This is a genomic window from Bradyrhizobium sp. Ai1a-2 (assembly GCF_000426245.1).
Taxonomy (GTDB): domain Bacteria; phylum Pseudomonadota; class Alphaproteobacteria; order Rhizobiales; family Xanthobacteraceae; genus Bradyrhizobium.
The window spans coordinates 57,941-76,319 of record NZ_AUEZ01000033.1 but is presented as its reverse complement, the minus strand read 5'-3'; the positions used below and the strand labels follow the sequence as shown (position 1 = coordinate 76,319).

The window sequence follows — 18,379 nt, the reverse complement described above, 5'->3', positions numbered from 1 at the left end:
AATCTCCGCCGTTCCTGAGCGGAACGCCCGCTAGGGGCGGACCGTTGCCGGTGCAGATCAGAAAGCGAACACGACGTGGATATCTACACCATCATTTTCCTGGCGTTGGCCGTCTTCATTTTCCTGCGCCTGCGTAGTGTCCTCGGACAGCGCACCGGCAGCGAGCGGCCACCCTATGACCGCGCGGCCCCGAATGTGCTGCAGCGGGACAATAACGTCGTCCCGATGCCGGGCTCGGTGATCGACCAGCCGCCCCCGCTGCCGAGCAAGGAAGTGACGCCCCCCTCCGACCGCTGGAAGGGAATTGCCGAACCTGGTACCGCGCTGGCGCAGGGGCTGGACGCGATCGTGGCCCAGGACTCCTCTTTCGATCCGCGTCATTTCATCTCGGGCGCGCGGAGCGCCTATGAGATGATCGTGCTGGCCTTCGCCAATGGCGACCGCCGCGCGCTACGCGATCTGCTGTCGAGCGAGGTCTATGACAGCTTCGATGCGGCGATCAAGGATCGCGAGAAGCACGAGCAGAAGACCGAGACCCGCTTCGTCTCGATCGACAAGGCCGAGGTCGTCGGCGCGGAAGCACGCGACCGATCGGCGCAGGTCACGGTCCGGTTCGTGTCGCAGATGATTTCCGTCACTCGCGACAAGGCCGGTACCATCGTCGACGGCAACCCGGACAAGGTCGCCGATATCACCGATGTCTGGACATTCGCCCGCGATACGGCGTCGCGCGATCCGAACTGGAAACTGGTTGGCACTGGAAGCGCCCACTAACGCGCTTCGCCTTGCGCGTCTCACGGCCGCGTGCTGCGCAATCGCTCTTCTATGCTCGACGGCCGCGCTAGAAGCGCGCCCAAGGCACGCTGCGAAGGCGGCCAGGCACTCGACCGTCCAGCATTACCGTCACCTCCCCTACCCGCGCCTGGAGTTTCCGCTGCAGATCAGCGGCAGCCAGTATGAACCGCTGGCCTGGACCGATATGCCGGGCTGGAGCAATGACGATCACCTTGCCGCCTACAAGGCCTTTCGCGCGAGCTGCCGGCCGATCGCCGCCGAACACGGGCTGCCTTCGGAATCGAAAGCCCTCGGCACCTCTCTGCGCGATCCTTGCCGCATCGCCAAGGGGCTGGAGCTCGCCGACGAGGCCAGGGCCAAAGCGTTCTTCGAGGAGCATTTCCTGCCCTTGCGCATCTCGCGGCTCGGCGAGGGCGAGGGCTTTGTCACCGGCTATTACGAGCCGGTGCTGGATGGGTCGCGGACCCAGACCGACGTCTACAACGTGCCGGTCTACCGCCGGCCGTCGAACCTGTTCGTGCGCGGCGCCACGCAGGGCTCGACCGGGCTGCCGAACAAGGGCCAGGTGTTCCGCAAGATCGGCCGCCGCAAGCTGGTGCCTTATTATGATCGTGCCGAGATCGAGGACGGCGCGATCGCCGGCCGCGGCCTCGAAATCTGCTGGCTCAAGGAGCAGACCGATCTGTTGTTCGCCCAGATCCAGGGCTCGGCGCGTGTGCGCTTCGAGGACGGCTCGACATTGCGCATCAATTATGATGCCCACAACGGCTATCCCTACACGCCGGTCGGCCGCATCCTGATCGACCGCGGCATCATTCCGAAAGACCAGATGTCGATGCAGAAGATCAGGGACTGGATGGCGCAGAACCCCGATGGCGCCAAGGAATTGCGGCGGCAGAACCGCTCCTATGTATTCTTCCGCGAGGTGCAGCTCTCGGACAAGGATGAGGCGGTCGGCGCGCAGGGCGTGCCGCTGACGCCCGGCCGTTCGATTGCGGTCGACAAGGCACTGCATGTCTATGGCACGCCGTTCTTCATCGAGGGCGAATTGCCGATCGAGTCAGAGCGATCGAAAACTCCGTTCCGCCGCCTGATGATCGCGCAGGATACCGGCTCGGCGATCGTCGGCCCGGCCCGCGCAGACCTTTATTTCGGCGCCGGGGCCGATGCCGGAAAAGTTTCCGGCCGGCTGCGGCATAGTATGCGCTTCGTGATGCTGGTGCCGCGGAGCCTCGATCCCGCCGCGCGCGGGCGCCGGATGCCGGTGCCGGATGAGCGGCCATCGGAAAAGATCGCAAAGCTGTTTCCGCAAGTTGATCCGCAAAAGGAAGGAAGCGCGGCGAAGCCCGTGGATGCTTCCGCTGCATCGGGTGCAAAGGATGCGGCGAGAGGCGGCGACGCTGGCAAGGCCGCGACAGCGCCGGTCGTGCAAGCCGCACCCGTCGCAAAGCCGGTCCCGATGCCGGATTCGCGCCACGGCATCAAGGCGGAGAACGAGCCGCGGCGTCATCGGCATTTCCGCCATTACCGCTATTACAGATGAAGCGTCACGTTCCGATTGCAGACCCGGCGCCGCCGCGGCGAAGGCGCGCGCTCAGCGAAGAAGAGCGCGCGTTGTGGGAAGGCGTTGCAAAGCAGGTCAAGCCGCTGCGCAAACGGCGTCCCGTTGTGAAGGCGCATGCCGCGCCTGAAGCGGAGACCAAGGACGCTGTGAGGCCGGTTGTCCCCGCAAAGCCGATCCCAGTGAAACCCGCTCCGGCGCCGCGGCCGCAGACGCCGCCACCACTGGTGTCGCTCGGCCGCCGCGAGCGCGCGCAACTCTCGCGCGGCAAGAAAGAGATCGACGCGCGGCTCGACCTGCACGGCATGACGCAGACGCGTGCGCATCGTGTTCTGCTGTCGTTCCTGCAGCGCGCGCATGTTGACGGGCTGACGTTCGTGCTCGTCATCACCGGCAAGGGCAAAGCCGGCGGCGCCGATTCCGAGCGCGGCGTGCTGCGCCGCCAGGTGCCGCAATGGCTGAGCCTGCCCGAATTCCGCGCGCTCGTCGTCGGTTTCGAGGAAGCCCATATCGGCCATGGCGGCGAGGGTGCGCTTTACGTACGCGTGCGGCGCGCGAGGATTTAGACCAGTCACTACAATCCGTAGCCCGGGTGAAGCGAAGCGCAACCCGGGACAGTTTCCGCCGCGGATTGACCTGCCCCGGATTACGCTTCGCTCCATCCGGGCTACAGATTGACGGCTTACAAAATAAACCGGCTCAAATCGGCGTTCTTGGCGAGGTCGCCGACATGCTTGCGGACATAATCGGCGTCGACCGTGATGGTGTCGCCGTGGCGATCGGGTGCAGTGAAGGAGATCTCGTCCAGCACCCGCTCCATCACGGTCTGCAGCCGCCGCGCGCCGATATTCTCGACGGTGGAGTTGACGGCAACGGCGACGTCGGCGAGCGCGTCGATGGCGTCGTCGGTCACGTCCAGTTTCACGCCTTCGGTTTGCATCAGCGCGACATACTGCTTGATCAGCGACGCTTCGGGCTCGGTCAGGATGCGGCGCATGTCGTCGCGCGTCAGCGCCTGCAATTCGACACGGATCGGCAGGCGGCCCTGCAGTTCCGGCAACAGATCGGAGGGTTTTGCGATATGGAATGCGCCGGAGGCGATGAACAGGATGTGATCGGTCTTCACCGGGCCGTGCTTGGTTGTAACAGTGGTGCCCTCGATTAGCGGCAGCAGGTCGCGCTGCACGCCTTCGCGCGAGACGTCGCCGCCGGCGCGATTTTCGCGCACGCAGATCTTGTCGATCTCATCGAGGAACACGATGCCGTTGTTCTCGACCGCGTTGATCGCTTCCTGCACCAGTTGATCGGTGTCGAGCAGCTTGTCGGATTCCTCGTTGACGAGGATTTCGTGAGAGCCGGCCACCGTCAGACGCCGGGTCTTGGTGCGGCCACCCATCTTGCCGAAAATGTCGCCGATTGAAATCGCGCCCATCTGTGCGCCCGGCATGCCCGGGATTTCGAACATCGGGAAGCCGCCGGAGGACTGCGTCTCGATCTCGATCTCCTTGTCGTTCAACTCGCCGGCGCGCAATTTCTTGCGGAAGGATTCGCGCGTCGCCGGGCTCGAACCCGGCCCGACCAGGGCATCGAGCACGCGCTCCTCGGCGGCAAGCTGCGCGCGCGCCTGCACGTCCTTGCGCTTGCGCTCGCGGATCAGCGCAATCGCGACCTCGACGAGATCGCGCACGATCTGTTCGACATCGCGGCCGACATAGCCGACCTCGGTGAATTTGGTGGCTTCGACCTTGATGAACGGCGCGCCGGCAAGCTTTGCCAATCGTCGCGCGATTTCCGTCTTGCCGACGCCGGTGGGCCCGATCATCAGGATATTTTTCGGCAGCACCTCCTCGCGCAGGGAACCGGAGAGCTGCAGCCGCCGCCAGCGGTTGCGCAAGGCGATGGAGACCGCTCGCTTGGCGTCGGTCTGGCCGACGATGAAACGGTCGAGTTCGGAAACGATTTCGCGGGGGGAGAAGTCGGTCATGGCACCTAGCTAGGGGTTCATAGCTGCGAGAGCAAGCTGAGGTTAGATCGCCGGCGGGCTGGAAATCATGTCGAGTTCGTAACCTGCGGTCATGCGTCACACACCATCAAGAGAGCCGGTCCGTCGGGCGTGTTGATCATGCGGACTTTCTCAAATCCCGCGTTCTCATAGGCGCGTATTGCGCGAGCATTGTTCGGATCGGGATCGGTGACGATGCGCGGCGCGCCCTGCCCCAAGCGCTCGATGACGAAACGGCGGATCAATGCCGAGCCGTGCCCGCGCCCGATCATGTCGGGCTCGCCGATGAAGAGATCGATGCCGCGTGTGCCTTCGGGATGAGCGCCGAAGCCTTCATTCCAGGCCGTCAGCGCGTAGCACTGGATGTAACCGAAATCGCTGCCATCGGCCGAGACGATGAACTGGTCCATCGCGGGCTCGTCGAGATCGCCACTCACCAGCGCATATTGCTCGGACGGATCGCCCCACCATTCCCGGACATGCGGCAGCGCCAGCCAGCGCTCGATCAGCGCAAGGTCGGCCGTCGTCATCTCCCGGAAGGCATAAACAGACCTCACCGTTCAGCCGCCCAGCGTCTCGATCGTGACGTTCCTGTTCGTGTAGACGCAGATGTCGGCCGCGATATCGAGCGAGCGGCGCACGATGGCCTCGGCGTCCTTGTCGCTGTCGATCAGCGCACGCGCCGCGGCCAGCGCGTAATTGCCGCCCGAGCCGATCGCCATGACGCCGGCCTCCGGCTCCAGCACATCGCCGGTTCCGGTGAGGACGAGGGAGACGTCCTTGTCGGCGACGATCATCATCGCCTCCAGCCGTCGCAGATAGCGGTCGGTCCGCCAGTCCTTGGCCAGCTCCACGGCCGCCCGGGTCAGTTGCCCCGGATATTGCTCGAGCTTGCTCTCCAGCCGCTCGAACAGCGTGAAGGCATCGGCGGTGGCGCCGGCAAAGCCGCCGATCACGTCGCCCTTGCCGATCCTGCGCACTTTCTTGGCATTGGCCTTGATCACGGTCTGGCCGATCGAGACCTGGCCGTCGCCGCCGATCACCACCTTGCCGCCCTTGCGGACCGTTACGATCGTGGTGCCGTGCCAGACGGTCGGCTCGTTGGGGGATGCTTGCATGGGGTACCTCTTTGTCCGAGCAGATTTAGGCGGTCGGCCAGTGGCTTACAATCGGGGGATCAGGGCGTTTTCAAGCGAAGTGGGCACCGGTTCGCGTGAAGAAAACGCGTCAAAACAAGAACGGCAGCGTTTTTGGTCACCATGGCCGCAACTTGGCCGCTTTTGGCGTCATCCCGCAGTAGCGAAGGGGTCATCGGCCTGTTAAAAGACGCCGGTTTTCGGCACGGGAAAGCTCAATTTTCATGCGCACGGCGACGATCAAGCGCAAGACCAAAGAGACCGACATCGAGGTGGCGGTAAACCTCGATGGGTCCGGTGTGTCCCAGGTTTCGACCGGGATCGGCTTCTTTGACCATATGCTCGACCTCCTGGCGCGGCATTCGCGGATCGATATCACGGTCAGGGCCGAGGGCGATCTCCATGTCGACCATCACCACACCACCGAGGACGTCGGGATCGCGCTCGGACAGGCCGTGAAACAGGCGCTCGGCAACATGGCGGGCATCACCCGCTATGCCTCGATCCACATGCCGATGGACGAAACCCTGTCGCGCGTGGTGATCGACATTTCGGGCCGCCCGGTGCTGGTGTTCAAGGCCGCCTTCCCCCGCGACAAGATCGGCGAATTCGATACCGAGCTGGTGCGCGAATGGTTCAATGCGTTCGCGATGAACGCCAGCGTGACTTTGCACGTCGAGACCCTATATGGCGAGAACAGCCATCATATCGCCGAATCCTGTTTCAAGGGTCTTGCGAGAGCGCTTCGCGCGGCTGTCGCGATCGATCCGCAGGCGGCGGGCGAAGTGCCCTCCACCAAGGGTAAGCTCGGCGGCTGATCTGCCGGGCACGGTCCGGAAAACTCGGTCCCGGCTTTCCCTCGCGACAAACGCGAGGCGTTTGCGCGGAGATCATGCTCAAACCAAAACTTCGCGGCGGAGCGTTTTTATGCCGGTCTACACAGTGCATGCCCCCGTGGGGAACAGTGCCGATCTTGCGGCGACGGACAAGTTCACCTTCGTGCGCGACGGCTTTCATTTCTGGGCGGCGGTTGCGAGCGTGATCTGGCTGGCCTGGCACCGGTTGTGGCTGGCGCTGATCGGCTGGGTCGTGCTGATCGCGGTGATTGATTATGGCCTGGCAAAGCTCGGTATCGGTCGCGGCACGATCCTGGCCGTGAACGTCGTGCTGGCGCTGTTGCTGGGGTTCGAGGCGGCAAGCCTGAAACGCTGGACATTGTCGCGCGGCAGATGGCGCCAGCTCGACATCGTCGTGGCCGATGACGAGGAATCCGCAGAGCGTCGCTTTTTCGATCGCTGGGCCGCGGCCCATCGTGGCCTCGTCAACGACCAATGGTCGGTCGATCGCGGCGGCCCGCCGCCGACGCGGAACATTCCGGGCCAGCCGTTCTCCAAGCCACCGCCGCTGCCGCAGGGCGGCATCATCGGATTGTTTCCAGAGCCGGGAGGATCGCGATGACGGTTGCCATCATCGATTACGGCTCCGGCAACCTGCACTCCGCGGCCAAAGCGTTCGAGCGCGCCGCGCGCAGCTGGGAAGATCCGCAGAAGATCATGGTGACGCGCGATCCCGACGCGGTGTTCCGCGCCGACCGCATCGTGCTGCCGGGCGTCGGCGCCTTCGCCGATTGCCGCAAAGGCCTCGATGCGCTCGACGGCATGCTCGAAGCCTTGACGGAAGCGGTGCGGGTCAAGGCACGGCCGTTCTTCGGCATCTGCGTCGGCATGCAGTTGATGGCGACGCGCGGCAAGGAGCATGTCACGACCGACGGCTTCAACTGGGTCGCTGGCGACGTCGAGAAGATCCAGCCGCGTGAGGAGAATCTGAAGATCCCGCACATGGGCTGGAACACGCTCGAAGTGCTGCGCGAGCACCCCGTGCTGGAGCGGTTGCCGCTCGGGCCGGACGGCCGTCACGCTTATTTCGTGCACTCCTATCACCTCAATGCGGCCAATGAGCAGGACGTGCTGGCGCGCGCCGATTATGGCGGGCCGGTTACAGCCGTCGTTGCCAAAGACACCGCGATCGGCACGCAGTTTCATCCCGAGAAGAGCCAGCGCTTCGGACTGGCGCTGATCTCGAATTTCCTGAAGTGGAAGCCGTGATCCTCTTTCCTGCCATTGACCTGAAGAATGGGCAGTGCGTGCGCCTGGAGCAGGGCGACATGGCGCGCGCCACCGTGTTCAATCTCGATCCGGCGGCGCAGGCTCGCGCGTTCGCTGCGCAAGGGTTCGAATATCTGCATGTGGTCGATCTCGACGGCGCCTTTGCCGGCAAGCCGATGAATGCGCAGGCCGTCGAGGCGATGCTGAAGGCGGTGACGATGCCGGTGCAGCTCGGCGGCGGCATCCGCGATCTCAGGACGGTGGAAGCCTGGCTGGACAAGGGCGTGGCGCGCGTCATCATCGGCACCGCCGCAGTGCGCGATCCCGAGCTCGTCAAAGGGGCTGCGAAGAAGTATCCCGGCCGCGTCGCCGTCGGCCTCGATGCGCGGGACGGCAAGGTCGCGGTTCAGGGCTGGGCCGAGACGTCAGAGGTAACGGCGCTCGAAATCGCGCAGCGTTTCGAGGACGCCGGCGTCGCTGCGATCATCTTCACCGACATCGCCCGCGATGGCCTACTCAAGGGTCTCAACCTGGAGGCCACGATCGCCCTTGCTGATCGCATCTCGATCCCCGTGATCGCGTCCGGCGGTTTTGCATCGATCGATGATGTGAAGGCACTACTGGAGCCACGAGCCAAGAAACTCGCCGGCGCCATCGTTGGTCGTGCCCTCTACGATGGCCGGCTTGATCCTGCAGCCGCATTGCAACTGATCCGCAGCGCCGGCGCCGCGGCTTAGGAGACAATATGTTCAAGGTCCGCGTCATTCCCTGCCTCGACGTCAAGGACGGCCGCGTGGTCAAGGGTGTCAATTTCGTCGACCTGCGAGATGCCGGCGACCCCGTTGAGGCTGCGATCGCCTATGACGCAGCCGGCGCCGACGAGCTCTGCTTCCTCGACATCACCGCGACCCATGAGAACCGCGGCATCATGCTGGACGTGGTCCGGCGGACCGCCGAGGCCTGCTTCATGCCGCTCACCGTGGGTGGCGGCGTCCGCACCATCGACGATATCCGCACGCTGCTGCGCTCCGGTGCCGACAAAGTGTCGATCAATTCCGCGGCCGTCAGCCGCCGCGAGTTCGTGAAGGAAGGCGCGGAAAAGTTCGGCGAGCAGTGCATCGTGGTCGCGATCGACGCCAAGCGCGTCAACCGGGCCGGCGGCTCAGACCGCTGGGAGATCTTCACCCATGGCGGACGTAAGCCGACCGGCATCGAGGCGATCGAATATGCCCAGGAGGTGGTCTCGCTCGGCGCCGGCGAAATCCTGCTGACGTCGATGGACCGGGACGGCACAAGACAGGGCTTCGACCTGGAGCTGACGCAGGCGATCGCGGACAGCGTCCCCGTACCGGTCATCGCATCCGGCGGGGTCGGCAATCTCGATCATCTCGTCGACGGCATCCGGAAGGGACACGCCACCGCCGTTCTGGCGGCGTCGATATTCCATTTCGGCGAATTTACCATCCGTCAGGCCAAGGAGCACATGGTGCGCGCAGGGCTGCCCATGCGTCTCGATCCCTAGGACTCGCCGTCACAAAAGTGCTAAGTCCCCTCCGGGGGAAATTGCCGGCTTCCGGCCGGTCCGGGTGCTTGAGTATGTCGCGTTTCACGGTCCACGATCTGGCCGCCATCATCGATGCCCGCGCGGCGTCGGGGGGAGAGGCGTCCTATACGAAGAAGCTGCTCGACAAGGGCGCGGCGCATTGTGCCAAGAAGCTTGGCGAGGAAGCGGTCGAGACCGTGATCGCCGCGGTCGAGAACGATCGCGATCATCTCATCGCCGAAAGTGCCGATCTGGTGTTTCATCTGCTGGTGCTGCTGAAGGCCCGCGGCGTGAAGCTCGATGACGTCGAGGCGGCGCTCGCGCAGCGCACATCCATGTCCGGATTGGAAGAGAAAGCGGCGCGCAAGCGCGATTAGGGCACGGCCATGGACATTCAGGCACCCGACCAGCAATATAATCCGTATCGGCTCTTCTCGCGCGAGCAATGGGCGAAGCTGCGCGACGATACGCCGATGACACTAGAGCCCGGCGAATTCGAGCGACTGCGCTCGATGCACGATCGGCTCGACATCCACGAGGTCGAGGACATCTATCTGCCGCTGTCACGGCTGCTCTCGATCTATGTCGACGCCATGCAGCGGCTCTATTACTCCCAGCGCCAGTTCCTCGGCATCCAGGACCGCAAGATGCCGTATATCATCGGCGTCGCGGGTTCGGTCGCGGTCGGCAAGTCCACCACCGCGCGCGTGCTGCAGGCTCTGCTCGCACGCTGGTCGCCGCGGCCCAAGGTCGATCTCGTCACCACGGACGGCTTCCTCTATCCCAACGCCGTGCTCGAACGCCTGGGATTGATGCAGAAGAAGGGCTTTCCGGAGAGTTACGATCAGGCCTTGCTGCTGTCGTTCCTGAGCGACATCAAGGCCGGACGGCGTCCGGTGCGCGCGCCTGTTTATTCGCATCTGACCTACGACATCGTTCCGAACCAGTTCATCGAGATCGATCGTCCCGACATCCTGATCGTCGAGGGTGTCAATGTGCTGCAGACCAGCCGATTGCCCCGCGACGGCAAGGCCGTGCCGGTGGTGTCCGACTTCTTCGATTTCTCTGTTTACATCGACGCCGACGAGCCGGTGTTGCGCGAGTGGTACGTCAAGCGCTTCCTTGCGCTGCGCGACACCGCGTTCCACGATCCACGATCCTATTTCCATCGCTACGCCGTGCTGTCGGACGAAGAGGCGACGGCCACTGCGATCGCGATCTGGGAGCGCACCAACCGCGCCAATCTCGAGGACAATATCCTGCCGACCCGCCCGCGCGCCACGCTGATCCTGAAGAAGGGCGCCGACCACGTGGTGGAAACAGTCGCGCTGCGGCGACTGTAGCCTTGTGCCGGCGATTGTGCGCTCGCTGCGCCGTCATTGCGAGCGCAGCGAAGCAATCCATCCCGCCACGCGCTGAAGCATGGATTGCTTCGTCGCTTCGCTCCTCGCAATGACGGCAAGGCAGCGGGGGTGCTACGCCGCGAGATGGCGTGATGCGGCGAGTTCTTTCAGCGCCTGCTGCAGCTTCTCGCGATCGAGCGGCTTGATCAGAAAGCCGTCCATGCCGGCTTCGAAACAGGCGGAGCGATCTTCCGCCAGGGTGTTGGCGGTCAGCGCGAGGATCGGCGTAGGTCCTCCGGACTGGCCGGCTTCCGATTGCCGGATGCGTTTGGTGGTCTCGATGCCGTTGAGCTGCGGCATCTGCACGTCCATCAGCACCAGGTCGTATGGCGCGCCCGTCGATTTCGCCGACAACCAGGATTGAAGCGCCTCTTCGCCATTGGTGGTGATCACCACCTGGTGGCCGAGGCGCGTCAGCAGCGAGCGCATCAAGAGCGCGTTGATCTCATTGTCCTCGGCAACCAGGATCGATAGCTTCCTATCGGACAGTGACGCCAATGTTGAACCGGTCCCCATAGGCTCGACAAAGGGCTCCGCGGCGACGCTTGGGGAAGCGATCTCGGGCGTGGCGGTAAGGCGGGCGGCGAGCGAGACAGCGCGCAGTGGCTTCACCAGATAGCCGGTGAATGGCGAGTCTGCGGACGGTTGCAGCTCCTGCCGGGTCGCCGGCGTGAACATCACGATCCGCTGCGTCGCATGCAGGCGAGCCGCTTCGCCGAGGCGGCCGATCTCGGCCACTCCCAGCGCATGGTCGATCAGCACGGCGTGCCATGATCGCTCGGGCAACAAGGCTTCCGCCACCACGGCATCCGCCACCATGAAGGTCTGTGCGCCCCAGCGCTGCAGCCGGCGCGAGATCAGCGAGGCCTCGATGCTTTGCGGCGCGACCAGCATGATCCACCGGCCTGCAAGGTCGGGCGGGCTGAACACCGGCGGCCCATTGCTGTCGGAAGCGGCGAGCGGGATCGACAGTTCGAAGGTGGAGCCCGCGCCGGGCGCGCTCGCAAGCGCGATGCGGCCGCCCATGCGCTTGATGATGCGGTCGCTGATGCTCAGGCCGAGCCCGGTGCCGCCATAGCTGCGTGCAATGCCCTCGTCCGCCTGCTCGAACTCGCGGAAGATGCGCTGCTGTGCTTCCGGTGCAATGCCGATGCCGGTGTCGCGGACGAGGAAGCTGATTTCATTCGGCCGGATGCCGGGCTCGACGACCAGGGCGACGCCGCCGGTCGCAGTGAACTTGATCGCGTTGCCGGCGAGGTTGAGCAGCACCTGGCGCAGCCGGGCGGCGTCTCCGACCACCTCCATCGGCAACCGCTCATCGATATAGGCGGCAATCTCGATTCCCTTGGCTTCCGCTCTTGGCGCCAGCAATTCGGTGATGTCCTCGATCAGTTTCGAGAGCGGGAACGGGTGCAGCTCGAGATCGATCTTGCCGGCTTCGATCTTGGAGTAGTCCAGCAGCTCCTCGATCAGCGACAACAGCGCATCACCGGAGGTCTTCACCGCCTTGGCGTAGGTCATCTGCTCCGGCGTCAGCGGCGTATCCATCAAGAGGCCGCTCATGCCGATGATGCCGTTGAGCGGGGTGCGGATCTCGTGACTCGCCATTGCGAGGAAGCGCGACTTGGCGCGGTTGGCCGCATCGGCCTGATCGCGCGCCTCGGCGAGCGCGCGCTCGCTCTCGGCGCGGCCGGTGACGTCGCGGCCGACGCTTTGCATCTCCGCGGGCTGTCCTGCATCGCTGCGGACGAGGCCCTCGCGCCAGGCGATCCAGCGCGGCCCGGAAGGACCCGCGATCTTCTGGTCGTAGGTGCGGGTGCCGCTTGCCTCGATCGCGGTGTCGCCCTGTTCGAGCACTTCGAAGGCGAAATGGCTGCCGATCAGTTCGCCGCGCGGTTTTTCGGCGAGGTCGCAATAGGTGTCGTTGACGAAGGTGATCATGCCATTGTTGTCACGCAGCACGATCAGGTCGCTTTGCGATTCGAACAGGCTGCGCGCACGCGCTTCGGCTTCCTGCAGTTCCCAGTTGCGGTCGGCAAGCGCCTCGTTGTGCTCTGCGATCATGCGCAGCTTCCCGCGCATCATCCGCAGCCGGACACCCAGCACGACCAGCGCCACGCAGGCGAGCGCGAACAGCAGGCTGACACCTACAGCAATCGCGCGCGGGTCACGATCGGAAACGGCGCCAACAAGCAATCCATAGCCGCCGCCGAAGGCCGCGGCGAAGACGATGAAGGCGCGGAGGATGAAGACGGTCCAGGGATGACGCCGCCCGAACCGAAGCAAGCGGAGCCTCAGTCGATAGGTCCACGTCATCGCCGATCCCCTGATCACCCACCTCAAGACTGGCGGCTTGAGCCGCCTTGCATATTGGGTCGACGATGCGTCGGCGACCTTGCAAAGTGCTTGAAACCGCGCCGAGTTCCGGTCCGCCATGAGAACAGGGTTGATGAAGCGTTAACTGCATCGAGCGCGGGGTGGTCCACTGCTTGCCCGGTTGCGGAGGCAGCGCTCGGGACCAGACCGGCCGAGGGCGAAGCTACAATTGCAATCGGAGTTTCGGTTCCGGACACCAAATTGTAGCGCGCCGTCCGTACATCGGCCCGGCGCGGCTACTGGCCCGCACCGAGGGACAGAGCATGTCAAAGATCTGGCTGGTTACCGGTGCGGCTCGCGGGCTCGGCCGGTCGATCGTCGAGGCGGCGGTTGCCGCGGGCGAACGGGTTGTCGCGACCGCACGCGATCCGCGCCGGCTCGAGCGCTTGCAGGCGTTGCGCGGCGGCGATCTGCGAATCTTCGCACTCGATGTAACAAACGCCGAGGCCGCGCAGGCGGCGGTGGATTTCGCGATCGAGGCCTTCGGGCGCCTGGATGTCGTGGTCAACAATGCCGGCTACGGCCATGTTACGCCCTTCGAGCAGACCGCTGAGGCGGACTTCCGTCTGCAGATCGAGACCAACTTCTACGGCGTCGTCAATCTGACGCGCGCGGCGCTGCCGGCGATGCGCAGGCAGCGGTCGGGCTACATCATCAACATTTCCTCGCTCGGCGGACGTCTCAGCACGCCCGGCCTGGCCGCATATCAGGCGGCGAAGTGGGCCGTCGGCGGCTTCACCGAAGTGCTGGCAAAAGAAGTTTCCGGATTTGGGGTCAAGATGGTCGCGGTCGAGCCGGGCGGGATGCGCACCGGCTGGGTCGCCGCCGCGACCGATAGTGCGCCACCGTTGCTTCCGGAATATGAGGCCAGCGTCGGCGCCATGATCGGCGCGATGAAGACCTCCGTCGGCCGCGAGATCGGTGATCCCGCGAAGATTGCCAAGGTCATCGTAGACCTGACCACCCGGGATGCGCTGCCTGCGCATCTCGTGCTCGGCAAGGCCGCTCTGCGTTTATGCGGTGAGGCCGAAGCAGCGCGGCAGGCTGAGGCGGCGGAATGGGCCGACATCAGTGCCTCTACGGACTTCGCAGACCTATCGCACCCCGACACGCGCCGATAGTCGGTCGGTGAAACGCCGATCGTCCTCTACAGCGCTGCGGCCTGCAGGCGACGATGTCCGCCATGTGCGCCGACGATCAGCGCTGCGGCTTCGCGCGCCGAGAAGCTTCTGGAATGGACAAAGATCCGGTAGTCGGCCGGGCCATCTTGCGAAAGATAGATCACCGGGTCAGTTGCGCCTGAAGTGGCCGAGATCGCCACAAGTTGCGGCATGCCGTTGGCTTCGCACGCACCGGGCTCGGCGTCGTCGATATCATCGATGACGGCGAAATCGGCGGTTTCCGCGCTATCTGCGACTTGAACCCGCACTGTGGCAGCAGCGGGATCGTCCGTGAAGCTGACATGGAGCTGCGCGAGCCAGGGGATTGACGCGATCTGCACCGTAGCCCCGCCGGCCTCGATGCAGGGGTGTGGGCCCGGCAGGAATTCACCGCGGGCAACGAGCGCGAACACGGCCAGCGGCACGACCGAGGCCAGGATCTTCAAACGCAACATGACACCACTCACTCAACCAGAGCCGGCTACGATCGCGCGGACTTATGGTTGGCGGAGCGTAAAGAGAACTGGTTACCGTCGCGTTGACGCGACATATTTTTACGCCGCGCGCCTGATGTCGTCGGCCAGCGCGCGATAGGACAGGGCTTCGGCGAGATGCAATCGGCCGATCTTCTCCGCGCCGTCGAGATCGGCGAGCGTGCGCGCGACGCGCAGCACGCGATGATAGCCGCGCGCGGTCAGCCGCATGGTCTCGGCGGCATCGCGCAACAGCTTCTGCCCCTGCGCGTCCGGCTGCGCGATGGTCTCAAGCAACGATGACGGCGCCTCGGCATTGGTGCGGACGTTCGGCATGCCGGCGGCGGCATAGCGCGCGAGCTGGATGTCGCGCGCCGCGGCGACCCGCGCCGCCACTTCCGCCGATCCTTCCGCCGGCGGCGGCAGGATCAGGTCGGCGGCGGTCACTGCCGGCACCTCGATCCGGAGGTCGATGCGGTCCATCAGCGGACCGGAGATGCGCATCTGGTAATCGGCCGTGCAGCGGTCGATCGGCCCGCGCTTGCAGGAATAGCCGGGCTCATAGGCGTGACCGCAGCGGCACGGATTCATGGCCGACACCAGCATGAAACGCGCAGGATAGGTGACGCGGTGGTTGGCGCGCGACACCGAAACCTCGCCTGTCTCCAGCGGCTGGCGCAGCGAATCCAGCACGCGTGGATCGAATTCCGGCAGTTCGTCGAGGAACAGCACGCCCTGATGCGCCAGCGAAATCTCACCGGGCCTGGCGCGCATGCCGCCGCCGGTGAGCGCGGCCATGCTGGCGGAATGATGCGGGCTGCGGAACGGTCGCCGTGCCGTCAAGGCGCCGTCGCGGATCTCGCCGGCCACCGACGCGATCATCGAGACTTCCAAGAGCTCGGACGGCGACAGCGGCGGCAGGATCGAAGGCAGCCGCGCCGCCAGCATCGACTTGCCGGCGCCGGGCGAGCCCATCATTAGCAGGTGATGCCCGCCGGCCGCCGCGATCTCGAGCGCCCGCTTGGCGCTTTCCTGGCCCTTGATGTCGCGCAGGTCGAGTAGCGTCTCCTTCTGCTCATGCACCTTCGGTTGCGGGCGCGACAACACCTGCGTGCCCTTGAAGTGATTGGCGATCTGGATCAGCGAGCTTGCGGCGATGATCTGGATGTCCGGGCTGGCCCATGCCGCCTCGGAGCCGCAGCCGGCCGGGCAGATCAGCCCCTCGTCGCGCGAATTGGCGCCGATCGCCGCCGGCAATACGCCTGCAACCGGCGCGATCGAGCCGTCCAGCCCGAGCTCGCCCAGCACGGTGAAGCCGTTAAGCGCATCCGGCGGGATCGCACCGATCGCCGCCATCAGCCCGAGCGCGATCGGCAGGTCGTAATGGCTGCCTTCCTTGGGCAGGTCGGCCGGCGCCAGGTTGACGATGATCCGGCGCGCCGGCAGGGCGAGACCGGAGGCGATCAGCGCCGAGCGAACCCGCTCGCGTGCCTCGGAAACCGCCTTGTCCGGCAGGCCCACGATCGCAAACGCCGGTAATCCCGGCGCGACCTGTACCTGCACGTCGACCGCGCGAGCTTCGATCCCCTCGAAAGCGACGGTGGAAACGCGTTGAACCATGCTGCCCCCTTGCCACAATCGAGGGTAGCCGAAGGCAACGCCAAGTTCAAGAACATTACGGGAACACGAGCTCCGGGACCTGCCGCGCGGGCGTCCCGGAGCCCACGCGCGCTTACAGCGTCATCTGCATCGGTTCGGGATAATAGTGGAAGCCGTCGCCGGTCTTCGCGACGTGGCCGTAGCCGGGCCAGGCGAAGTGGTAGGACATTACGGGCGTCTTGTTGGCTGCCAGCATCTCCAGCAGTCTCACGCGCGAGGCCGCCGCCTGCTTCGGGTCGGTATCGTAGGAGAATTCCATCCGCGGCCGCTCGAGCAGCAGCACCGAGTGGTGCGAGAGATCGCCGAGGAAGGCGAAGGATTTGCCGGCCGAGCTCACCATGAAGATGTGGTGGCCGACGGTGTGGCCGGGCGCCGCGATCGCCTGCACGCCGGGCAGGAATTCCTGACCGTCCTTGAAGAACACCAACCGATCCCGGACCGGCATGAGATTCTTGCGCGCGTGAACGACGAAGTCCTTCAGCGGGCTGCCCATCTTGCCTTCATCGGTCCAGTAGTCGAAGTCGCTCTGGGCAATATAGACCTGCGCGTTCGGGAACAGCGGCTTATCGTTGGCGCCGACGATACCGCCGATGTGGTCGATATGCGCATGCGAGCAGACAACGGCGTCGATGTCTTCAGGCTTGATGCCGGCTTCCGCCATGCTCTTCTGCTGGCGGCCGGTGGTCGGACCGAACGCTTTCGAAGTGCCCATGCCGGTGTCGAACAGGATCAGCTTGTCGCCGGTGTTCACGATCGGCGAATTCTGCTCCAACACCACATTGTCGGGCGACAGGAAATTGTCCGACAACATCTTCTTCACCTCTTCCTTCGGCACGCCGGTGAATGTGCCGGAGGGATCGCCGAGCGGCAGCGGACCGTCGGAGACGACGGTGACTTCGGCATCGCCTAGCATGAAGCGGTGCCAATAAGGCGTTTGCGTGCCGAGCTTCGGTGCGCGCGCCAGCGCGCTGCCGCCGAGCAGCGTGCTTGCACCAAGGACGGCGCCGAGCGCGAGCAGGGACCTTCGCGAGACGTTGATTGTCATGCTTTTCCTCCAACGGTTCTTGTCGAGTTATATTTGGCAGTCGTCGCGTTGCCGCCCGCGGAGAGGTCGTGCCCCACCACCTGAAGGCGAGCGCAACCATGCTGCGCCCGCTGCCGCAAGCTGACAAGAGGTCTCAGCGTGGAAGGAAGCTAGACGCGCTTCAAGACTTCGCGCGCTTTGCCTCGATGACGTCCCAGATCCTGGCTGCCACGTCCGGGCCGCCGAGCCGCGCGATGGCGCGGATGCCGGTCGGTGAGGTGACGTTGATCTCGGTGAGGTAGCCGTCGATCACGTCGATGCCGACGAACAGCAGGCCGAGCTCGCGCAAGGCCGGACCGAGGGTTGTGCAAATCTCGCGCTCGCGGTCGGACAATTCGGTCGACTGCGCCGCGCCGCCGCGCACCATGTTGGAGCGCAGGTCGTCCGCCGCCGGCACGCGGTTGACGGCGCCGGCGAATTCGCCGTTGACCAGGATGATGCGCTTGTCGCCATGTTTGACCTCGGGAAGGAAGCGCTGGATCACCCATGGCTCCTTGAACGTCACCGTAAACATGTCGAACAGCGATCCGAAATTCATGTCCTGCGGCATCACGCGAAACACCGCGGCGCCGCCATGGCCGTGCAACGGTTTCATGACGACAGCGCCATGCTCGTCGCGGAACGCGTTGATCTCGTCGAGGTCGCGCGAGATCAGGGTCGGCGGCATCAGCTGCGGAAAGTTCATCACGAACAGCTTTTCCGGCGCATTGCGGACGCTGGCGGGATTGTTGACGACCAGGGTCTTCGGGTGAATGCGCTCGAGGAAATGCGTCGAGGTGATGTAGGCGAGATCGAACGGCGGGTCCTGCCGCAGCAGGATCACGTCGAAATTGGTGAGCGGCTCGCGCTTGGGCTCCCCGAGGGTGAAGTGATCGCCGACCTCGTCGCGCACGGAAAGATTCTGCACCGGCGCGACCAGCTCGTCGCCCCGCAGCGAGAGCTTGTCCGGCGTGTAATAGGAAATGCCGTGGCCGCGTTTCTGTGCTTCGAGCAGCAGCGCGAACGTCGAATCGCCGCGAATGTTGATGCGCTCAATGGGATCCATCTGGACGGCGACGTTCAATTTCATGGGCTTTGGGTCC

General features: G+C 64.8%; 19 protein-coding genes. 11 read left to right on the top strand and 8 right to left on the bottom strand.

Translation table 11 applies throughout. The features are described from left to right. Nucleotides 1-75 precede the first annotated feature (75 nt). From K288_RS0121275 to K288_RS0121265, 3 genes are read left to right on the top strand one after another with little or no spacing between them, the layout of a single operon-like run. Nucleotides 76-774 carry a Tim44/TimA family putative adaptor protein gene (locus K288_RS0121275; RefSeq protein ID WP_027581388.1) on the top strand — a complete coding sequence of 233 codons (699 nt, stop codon included), beginning with the start codon at nucleotides 76-78 and terminating at the stop codon, nucleotides 772-774. Further along, nucleotides 752-2,338, top strand: coding sequence for an MltA domain-containing protein (locus tag K288_RS0121270; protein WP_084799673.1), 1,587 nt, complete (start codon nucleotides 752-754; stop codon nucleotides 2,336-2,338). Before K288_RS0121275 ends, K288_RS0121270 begins: the two co-directional genes overlap by 23 nt. Further along, on the top strand, nucleotides 2,335-2,922 hold the full coding sequence (locus tag K288_RS0121265; protein WP_027581386.1) for a Smr/MutS family protein: 588 nt from the start codon (nucleotides 2,335-2,337) through the stop codon (nucleotides 2,920-2,922). Before K288_RS0121270 ends, K288_RS0121265 begins: the two co-directional genes overlap by 4 nt. A 116-nt stretch (nucleotides 2,923-3,038) precedes the next feature. On the opposite strand, the gene hslU is transcribed toward K288_RS0121265, so the two are convergent. The 3 genes from hslU to hslV form a co-directional block, all read right to left on the bottom strand. After that, on the bottom strand, nucleotides 3,039-4,340 hold the full coding sequence (gene hslU / locus K288_RS0121260; protein WP_027581385.1) for an ATP-dependent protease ATPase subunit HslU: 1,302 nt from the start codon (nucleotides 4,338-4,340) through the stop codon (nucleotides 3,039-3,041). An 89-nt stretch (nucleotides 4,341-4,429) separates the two neighbouring features. Further along, nucleotides 4,430-4,915 carry a GNAT family N-acetyltransferase gene (locus K288_RS0121255; RefSeq protein WP_027581384.1) on the bottom strand — a complete coding sequence of 162 codons (486 nt, stop codon included), beginning with the start codon at nucleotides 4,913-4,915 and terminating at the stop codon, nucleotides 4,430-4,432. Nucleotides 4,916-4,918: 3 nt separating this feature from the next. Further along, nucleotides 4,919-5,476: an ATP-dependent protease subunit HslV gene (hslV, locus tag K288_RS0121250; RefSeq protein WP_027581383.1), complete on the bottom strand. Its 558-nt coding sequence runs from the start codon at nucleotides 5,474-5,476 to the stop codon at nucleotides 4,919-4,921. Between the two features lie 242 nt (nucleotides 5,477-5,718). On the opposite strand from hslV, the gene hisB reads away from it, so the two are divergent. The 7 genes from hisB (at nucleotide 5,719) to coaA (ending at nucleotide 10,485) form a co-directional block, all read left to right on the top strand. Then, nucleotides 5,719-6,312 carry an imidazoleglycerol-phosphate dehydratase HisB gene (gene hisB, locus K288_RS0121245; protein ID WP_027581382.1) on the top strand — a complete coding sequence of 198 codons (594 nt, stop codon included), beginning with the start codon at nucleotides 5,719-5,721 and terminating at the stop codon, nucleotides 6,310-6,312. Between the two features lie 109 nt (nucleotides 6,313-6,421). Then, nucleotides 6,422-6,952, top strand: a complete 531-nt coding sequence (locus tag K288_RS0121240) for a DUF2628 domain-containing protein (protein WP_027581381.1) — start codon at nucleotides 6,422-6,424, stop codon at nucleotides 6,950-6,952. Then, nucleotides 6,949-7,599 carry an imidazole glycerol phosphate synthase subunit HisH gene (gene hisH, locus K288_RS0121235; RefSeq protein WP_027581380.1) on the top strand — a complete coding sequence of 217 codons (651 nt, stop codon included), beginning with the start codon at nucleotides 6,949-6,951 and terminating at the stop codon, nucleotides 7,597-7,599. The genes K288_RS0121240 and hisH overlap by 4 nt, the downstream gene beginning before the upstream one ends. Then, nucleotides 7,596-8,336 carry a 1-(5-phosphoribosyl)-5-[(5-phosphoribosylamino)methylideneamino]imidazole-4-carboxamide isomerase gene (gene hisA / locus K288_RS0121230; protein WP_027581379.1) on the top strand — a complete coding sequence of 247 codons (741 nt, stop codon included), beginning with the start codon at nucleotides 7,596-7,598 and terminating at the stop codon, nucleotides 8,334-8,336. The genes hisH and hisA overlap by 4 nt, the downstream gene beginning before the upstream one ends. 8 nt (nucleotides 8,337-8,344) lie before the next feature. Continuing rightward, nucleotides 8,345-9,121, top strand: a complete 777-nt coding sequence (gene hisF / locus K288_RS0121225) for an imidazole glycerol phosphate synthase subunit HisF (RefSeq protein WP_027581378.1) — start codon at nucleotides 8,345-8,347, stop codon at nucleotides 9,119-9,121. Nucleotides 9,122-9,195: 74 nt separating this feature from the next. Beyond that, the gene (locus K288_RS52525; RefSeq protein ID WP_027581377.1) at nucleotides 9,196-9,519 is read left to right on the top strand and encodes a phosphoribosyl-ATP diphosphatase; all 324 of its coding nucleotides are present in this window, start codon (nucleotides 9,196-9,198) and stop codon (nucleotides 9,517-9,519) included. A gap of 9 nt (nucleotides 9,520-9,528) precedes the next feature. Beyond that, nucleotides 9,529-10,485, top strand: coding sequence for a type I pantothenate kinase (gene coaA / locus K288_RS0121215; RefSeq protein ID WP_027581376.1), 957 nt, complete (start codon nucleotides 9,529-9,531; stop codon nucleotides 10,483-10,485). 132 nt (nucleotides 10,486-10,617) lie between these two features. Here coaA and K288_RS0121210 read toward each other — a convergent pair whose 3' ends face one another. Further along, the gene (locus K288_RS0121210; RefSeq protein ID WP_027581375.1) at nucleotides 10,618-12,861 is read right to left on the bottom strand and encodes a PAS domain-containing hybrid sensor histidine kinase/response regulator; all 2,244 of its coding nucleotides are present in this window, start codon (nucleotides 12,859-12,861) and stop codon (nucleotides 10,618-10,620) included. 323 nt (nucleotides 12,862-13,184) lie between these two features. On the opposite strand from K288_RS0121210, the gene K288_RS0121205 reads away from it, so the two are divergent. Continuing rightward, on the top strand, nucleotides 13,185-14,042 hold the full coding sequence (locus tag K288_RS0121205) for an SDR family oxidoreductase (protein ID WP_027581374.1): 858 nt from the start codon (nucleotides 13,185-13,187) through the stop codon (nucleotides 14,040-14,042). A gap of 26 nt (nucleotides 14,043-14,068) precedes the next feature. Here K288_RS0121205 and K288_RS0121200 read toward each other — a convergent pair whose 3' ends face one another. The 4 genes from K288_RS0121200 to gshB all read right to left on the bottom strand — a co-directional run bounded on the left by K288_RS0121200 (nucleotide 14,069) and on the right by gshB (nucleotide 18,366). After that, the gene (locus K288_RS0121200; protein WP_027581373.1) at nucleotides 14,069-14,536 is read right to left on the bottom strand and encodes a hypothetical protein; all 468 of its coding nucleotides are present in this window, start codon (nucleotides 14,534-14,536) and stop codon (nucleotides 14,069-14,071) included. Nucleotides 14,537-14,635: 99 nt separating this feature from the next. Next, entirely contained in the window at nucleotides 14,636-16,174 is a 1,539-nt protein-coding gene (locus K288_RS0121195; protein WP_027581372.1) for a YifB family Mg chelatase-like AAA ATPase, read from the bottom strand. Between the two features lie 112 nt (nucleotides 16,175-16,286). Further along, nucleotides 16,287-17,258 (bottom strand): MBL fold metallo-hydrolase, encoded by a 972-nt coding sequence (locus tag K288_RS0121190; RefSeq protein WP_027581371.1) that lies wholly within the window; start codon nucleotides 17,256-17,258, stop codon nucleotides 16,287-16,289. A 160-nt stretch (nucleotides 17,259-17,418) separates the two neighbouring features. After that, on the bottom strand, nucleotides 17,419-18,366 hold the full coding sequence (gene gshB, locus K288_RS0121185; RefSeq protein WP_027581370.1) for a glutathione synthase: 948 nt from the start codon (nucleotides 18,364-18,366) through the stop codon (nucleotides 17,419-17,421). Nucleotides 18,367-18,379 lie beyond the last annotated feature (13 nt).